This window comes from Terrabacter sp. P5_B1 (genome assembly GCF_056400505.1).
In genome coordinates, this window is the sequence record NZ_JBFULD010000258.1 from 1 (window position 1) to 6,188 (window position 6,188).

The 6,188-nt window shown below is 70.5% G+C and carries 6 protein-coding genes; 5 read left to right on the plus strand and 1 reads right to left on the minus strand.

Translation table 11 applies throughout. The features are described 5' to 3' along the window. The first annotated feature begins 62 nt into the window (after positions 1-62). From ftsX to AC1DP0_RS16490, 5 genes are all read left to right on the plus strand, one after another. Entirely contained in the window at positions 63-968 is a 906-nt protein-coding gene (gene ftsX, locus AC1DP0_RS16470; RefSeq protein ID WP_478086208.1) for a permease-like cell division protein FtsX, read from the plus strand. A 77-nt stretch (positions 969-1,045) separates the two neighbouring features. Next, entirely contained in the window at positions 1,046-2,566 is a 1,521-nt protein-coding gene (locus AC1DP0_RS16475; protein WP_478086212.1) for a peptidoglycan DD-metalloendopeptidase family protein, read from the plus strand. A 157-nt stretch (positions 2,567-2,723) separates the two neighbouring features. Continuing rightward, positions 2,724-3,197: an SsrA-binding protein SmpB gene (smpB, locus tag AC1DP0_RS16480; RefSeq protein WP_442281133.1), complete on the plus strand. Its 474-nt coding sequence runs from the start codon at positions 2,724-2,726 to the stop codon at positions 3,195-3,197. A 109-nt stretch (positions 3,198-3,306) separates the two neighbouring features. Then, positions 3,307-5,280, plus strand: a complete 1,974-nt coding sequence (locus tag AC1DP0_RS16485) for a DUF2207 domain-containing protein (protein ID WP_478086216.1) — start codon at positions 3,307-3,309, stop codon at positions 5,278-5,280. An 18-nt stretch (positions 5,281-5,298) separates the two neighbouring features. Then, a complete protein-coding gene (locus tag AC1DP0_RS16490; RefSeq protein WP_478086220.1) occupies positions 5,299-5,472 on the plus strand; it encodes a hypothetical protein in 174 nt (57 codons plus the stop codon). Here AC1DP0_RS16490 and AC1DP0_RS16495 read toward each other — a convergent pair. Beyond that, positions 5,469-6,083, minus strand: a complete 615-nt coding sequence (locus tag AC1DP0_RS16495; protein WP_478086224.1) for a hypothetical protein — start codon at positions 6,081-6,083, stop codon at positions 5,469-5,471. The two genes, AC1DP0_RS16490 and AC1DP0_RS16495, sit on opposite strands and share 4 nt — an antisense overlap. Positions 6,084-6,188: the final 105 nt, after the last annotated feature.

Genomic DNA, 6,188 nt, shown 5'->3' on the forward strand with positions numbered 1-6,188 from the left:
TCCGTCGGCACAAGGCCGTCCAGACGAGCGACCGCTGAGCGCGAGACAGAGCGAGACACGACATGCGATTCCAGTTCCTCCTCGGCGAGGTCGGCAACGGCCTCCGGCGCAACCTCTCGATGGCCGTCTCGGTCGTCATCGTGACGATGATCTCGATGTACCTCCTCGGCCTCGGCCTCATGGGCCAGCGGCAGGTCGACACCATGAAGGACTACTGGTACGACCGCGTCCAGGTGACAGTCCTGCTCTGTGCCGAGAAGACCCGCTTCGCCAACTGTGGGGGTGAGCCGACGACGGACGCGCAGCGCATGGCCATCAAAGCCGAGCTCGAGGCGCTGAAGCCGACGGTCAAGGAGGTCTACTACGAGTCACGCGACCAGGCCTTCGACCGGTTCAAGCAGACCTACAAGAACTCGCCGCTCGCCCGCGCGGGGGAGTCCTACTTCGCCGACTCGTACCGCGTGAACCTCAACGACGCCAACAAGTTCGACGTCGTCGCGAGCTCGATCAAGGGCATGCCGGGCGTGGCCGACGTCCAGGACCAGAAGAAGCTCCTCGAGAAGTTCTTCACCTTCATGAACACCGTCTCCTGGGCCGCGATCGCCCTCTCGTCGCTCATGGTCTTCGCGGCCGTCATGCTGATCTCGACGACGATCCGCCAGACCGCCTTCAGCCGGCGCCGCGAGACCGGGATCATGCGCCTGGTCGGCGCCTCGAACTTCACCATCCGCTTCCCGTTCGTCATGGAGACCGTACTGGCCAGCGTGCTCGGGGCGGCGCTGGCGATGGGCATGCTGTGGGCCACGGTGCGCTACGGCGTCGTCGGCTTCCTCAGCCAGACCCTCACCGACACGGCGTTCATCGGCGTCGCCGACGTCTACCACGTCGCGCCCTTCGTCATCGTCGGCGTCGTCGGTCTCTCGACCCTGACGTCGTGGGTCACGCTGCGCCGCTACCTGCGGGTCTGAGGTCGACCTGTGCGAAACCGGAACGAACTCTCGCCAACCGGAGTGACCTGTGGTACCAATTGGGCACTATGTGGCTCATGAGACGTGATGACAAGACCGGCCCCGCCGCCAGGCTGACGGCCGCGGGCCTCGTCGTCGCCTGCTCCGTCTCGCTGGGCTCGGCCCTCGTCGCGCGTGCGGACTCCGTCTCGGACCAGAAGAAGCGCAACGACCAGAAGATCGCCGCGCTCGGACAGCAGCTCGAAGGCACCAACGCCTCGCTCGCGCGGGCCTTCGTCAACCTCGAGCGGACCAACGCGGCCCTCCCGCTTGCCCAGCAGCGCGTCGTCGCGGCGCAAGGGGCTCAGGCCAAGGCCCAGGCGGCGCAGGTCGCGGCCGAGGCCACCGAGGCCCGCGCGATCGACGCCGAGGCCAAGGCCCGCGCCCACAACGAGGAGGTGGCCCAGCGGCTCGCGGTCGCCCAGGCCAACCAGCAGCGCGCCACGGAGCAGCTCGCCAAGAGCTCCACCGAGCTCGTCACGAGCCAGGACGCCCTCGACTCCTACGCGGCTGAGGTCTTCCAGGGCTCGGAGCAGGAGTCCCAGCTCGGGATGGTCTTCGGCTCGACGTCCCCCCAGGACTTCGCCAACCGGCTCGTGATGGCCGACAYGGCCAGCGCCGTCGCGAGCGACACCATCGACAAGCTCGCCGCGATGACGGTCGACAACACCTCCACCCGCTCCTACCTGACGTCCGTGCGTGGCGAGATCGCCGACCTGAAGCGCCAGGCCGAGGCCGCCCTCCGTGGCGCCGAGGCTGCGGCTGCAGCAGCCACGCAGGCCAAGAACCAGGCCGTCGTCGCCAAGAACAACGCGATCACCGCCACGCAGAACGCCGCCGCGGCGAAGACGCAGCTCGACCAGCTCAAGGCCAAGCAGTCGACCTACGCCGCCGACCTCGCCGTCCAGCGCAAGAACGAGGCCGCCGATCTGGCCGCCGCTCAGGCCGAGTCGAACCGCCTGCGGGCGGTCCTCGTCGAGCAGGCCCGCAAGGCGCGCATCGCCGAGCAGAAGCGCGTCGCCGCGCTCAAGGCGAAGCTCGAGCGCGAACGTCAGGCGAGGATCGCCGCCGAGCGCGCCAAGGCCGCCGCCGCCGCGAAGCACGGGAGGAGCTACACCCCGCGGGCACAGCCGCCCGTCACGGTCCCGAGCGACTCCACCCCGTCGAACTTCCTCAGCTTCCCGGCCAACGGTCCGACGACGTCCGGCTTCGGCATGCGGTGGCACCCGGTCCTGCTCAAGTGGATGCTCCACGACGGCCTCGACTGGGGCATCCCCTGCGGCACGCCGGTGTATGCCGCCGCGCCGGGTCAGATCATCCGCGCCGGCTGGCGGGCGAGCGGCTGGGGCAACCAGGTCGTCATCGACCACGGGATCCGCCGCGGGGTCGACCTCGTGACGACCTACAACCACCTGACGAGCATCGTGGACTTCGGCGGCAGCGTGAACCGCGGCCAGCTCATCGGCTACTCGGGCACGACCGGCTACTCCACCGGCTGCCACCTGCACTTCGGTGTCTACGAGGACGGCACCCCCGTCGACCCGCGCGGCTGGCTCTGACCGGCCTGAAGGGCACCTGAGGGAAACCGGCTCGGAGCCGGTCACGTCTTCGGGGTAGCGTTGGTGCGCTGAGCCCCGCCGTACGTCGGCGACAGGCCACGCACCCGCGCACGCCCCGTGCGCATCGGTTGCAGACCCGACTCGGAAGGACGGTCCGGTGCCCAAGGAGAAGGGGCGGTCGCTCATCGCGAGCAACCGCAAGGCCCGACACGACTACCTCATCGACGACACCTTCGAGGCGGGCATCGTCCTGTCCGGCACCGAGGTGAAGGCGCTGCGGATGGGGCGGGCGTCGCTGGTCGACGGCTTCGCGATGTTCACCGGCGACGAGCTCTACCTCGAGAACGTCCACATCCCCGAGTACCTCAACGGCACGTGGAACAACCACGCCCCTCGTCGCAAGCGCAAGCTGCTCCTGCACCGCGCCGAGCTCGTGAAGATCGCCCACAAGACCCGCGAGAGCGGGCGCACCATCGTGCCGCTGTCCCTCTACTTCAAGGACGGCCGCGCCAAGGTGGAGATCGCGATCGCGACCGGCAAGAAGGAGTACGACAAGCGGCATGCCCTTCGCGAGCGCCAGGACAACCGTGAGGCGGACCGCGCGATGAGCGCGGCCAACCGACGACGCTGAACCCCTCGCTCCCGGCCGCACGACTCGGCGCCTCCGCTGCCGGAACCGGAGGCACGCCACGCGCGTCCGGTGTCAGGATGGACGGGACGAACGACGTGGAGGCACCCCGATGGCTGGATCGACCGGCTCGACCCGATCGAGCGTGAGGCGCGGCCGGCGGCTCGGCGTGCTGGGGCTCCTCCTCGCGGCCGCCCTGCTCCTCGTCGCACCCCTGGGCAGTGCGTATGCCGCGGGCGACGAGGGCATGGACTCCTTCGTCGCCGTCTACGACCTCCAGCCCGACGGCAGCATGAAGGTCACCGAGACCATCACCTGGCGCTTCCCGTCGGGTCAGCAGAAGCACGGGATCTTCCGCGACGTCGTCGTGCGGATGGGGTGGAACAACGAGGAGAACCGCTACCGCTACTACGACATGACCGACGTCGCCGTCGCGAGCCCGAGCGGCGCCCCCGACAACTTCAGCGTCAGGGACAACGGCGCTGCGCGGGAGATCCGGATCGGGTCGGCGGACCAGTACACCAGCGGCACCCAGGTCTACAAGGTCAGCTACACGCTCCACAACGTGCTCAACCCGATCACCGCCGACGGCAAGCCGGCCACGGACCCGAGCCAGACCGACTCGGTCGAGCTCTACTACAACGTCTTCGGGACGAACGAGACGACGCCGCGCGACCGGGTCTCCATCACCGTCACCGCACCGGCGGGGTCGACGAAGGCAGCCTGCTACCAGGGCATCAGCCGGTCCGACACGCCGTGCCAGGCCACGTCCGGCAACCCGGCGCGATTCTCCGCCGAGAACCTCGCGCCCGGCGACGCGATGTCCGTGCTCGCCTCCTACCCGCCCTCGGCCTTCGGGGACGTGCGGGCGGACGTCCGCCAGGGGGACTCCGGGGCCTCGATCGGCTCCGACGCCGCCCCGGCCGCCAACGCGGCGGCCTGGGCCGGCGCCATCGGTGCCCCCGTCCTGGCGCTGGCCGTGATGGGTGCGCTGGTGTGGACGCGCGGACGCGACGAGCGCTACGCCGACCTCACCCCCGGCCTGTCGCCGGTGTTCGGCACCGGGGCCGCCGGCGACGGCACGCCCGGCGCGGCCACCGTCCGTGGTGGCTCACCCACCGTGGCGGTCCAGTTCCAGCCACCCCGGGGCGTTCAGCCCGGCATGGTCGGCACCATCATCGACGAGACCGCCAACCCGATCGACGTGTCCGCGACGGTGATCGACCTCGCGGTGCGCGGCTTCCTGCGCATCGAGGAGGTCGGCGGCGAGGGCGTCTTCAGCCGGACCGACTGGACCCTGACGCGGCTGGCGCCGCCGCCCGAGGAGCGCCTGCTGCCCTACGAGCGGCAGCTGCTCGACGGCATCTTCTCCACCCGGGGCGACGTCGTGCCCCTCTCGGAGCTCAAGAACACCTTCGCCAGCACCCTGAAGCGCATCCAGGGCGCGATGTACCAGGAGGTCGTGACGCGCGGGTGGTTCCGCTCCTCGCCCCAGACCCAACGTGGAGTGTGGCAGGGCGTCGGGCTCGTCATCGCGGCCCTCGGCGGCCTCCTGCTCTTCTACGGCCGCCGGGCCATCAGCGCCATGCTCGGCGGCGGCTTCAGCGGGGGAGTGGCGCTCGGCATCGGGCTCATCGTCGCGGGCCTCATCGTCTGGGTCCTGGGCGGGCGGATGGCGGCGAAGACGGCTGAGGGGTCCGCGGTGCTCGCGCAGTCGCTCGGGTTCAAGGAGTACCTCACCACCGCGGAGGCCGGGCAGATCGAGTTCGAGGAGGCGTCCAACGTCTTCAGCCGCTACCTGCCGTATGCCGTCGTCTTCGGTGTCGCGGACCGGTGGGCCCACACGTTCGCCGAGGTCGCCAAGGCGGCGGAGGCGGCGAACCAGCCCCTCCTCATGCCGACGTGGTACGTCTGGAGCGGCAACGCGTTCCCCGACTTCACGAGCATCGCCGCCGGAGTCGACTCGTTCTCGACGACCTCCACCGGCACCTTCACCTCGACGCCCGGCTCATCCGGCTCGTCGGGCTTCGCCGGAGGCGGTTTCTCCGGTGGCGGCGGTGGCGGCTCGTCCTCCGGGTCCTGGTAGGCCGGAGTTCGGTGACACGTGGCTCTGCGGCTGCCGACCTTCCGCGCCGGCGGTACGACTCAGCTCAAGCGGCAGACGCTGGTCGTCGACCGCGACCGCGTCGTGCGCGCCACGCTCTTCCCCATCCCCGACGTCACCGGCTCCGTCGAGGACGCCCTGCGTCTCGTCTGCGAGCTGGCCCGGGCGACCTAGCCCACCCGGCGCAGGGTGCCGCTCGTGCCTCCGTCGTAGCCGGTCTGGTAGGCCAGCACGTCGGCGCCGAGCACGAAGTAGTCGCCCCCACCCGTCCGCAGGGCGCACGACGCCGAGCTGTCCCGGCTGAACGAGTCGGTGGCGAAGTCGAACATCGGACCGTCCCCGATCGCGACGAGCGTGATGGTCCCGACGCAGGGCAGCAGGTCGGTGGTCAGCGTCCCGCACGTCTTCCCCTCGGCGCACGAGCTCGTCACGACGAGCGTCATCGTGTAGCGCTGCGACCCCGACCTGGCCGGCCCCGACCACGTGCCCGTGAGCCGTCTCAGCAGCTCCGACCGTGGAGCCGCAGACAGAGCCGCCGTCGGGATCGGGGTGGCCGGAGCCGGCGTCAGGAGTGCATTCGCGGATGGAGCCGCGCCGGAGGACTCGGCGACCACCTGCTGCTCCGCGCCCATCGGCGGCACGAAGTGGGTGACCAGCGTGACGGCGGCGGTGATCGCCGCGGCTCCGAGCGCCGTGACGGCCGCCCACCCGCTCGCACTCAGGCCGCCGCGCCCGTCCTGACCCGACCGTTCGGGACCGGCGCGCGGCTGTTCCGGATCGCCCATGAGGCACCTGCTTCGATCTCCCCGAGACATCGAGCGTAGCGAGGGGAGGCGTCCGGGCACACGGGATCGGCGCGTATGTCGTCGGGTCGGCGGCACGGCATACGC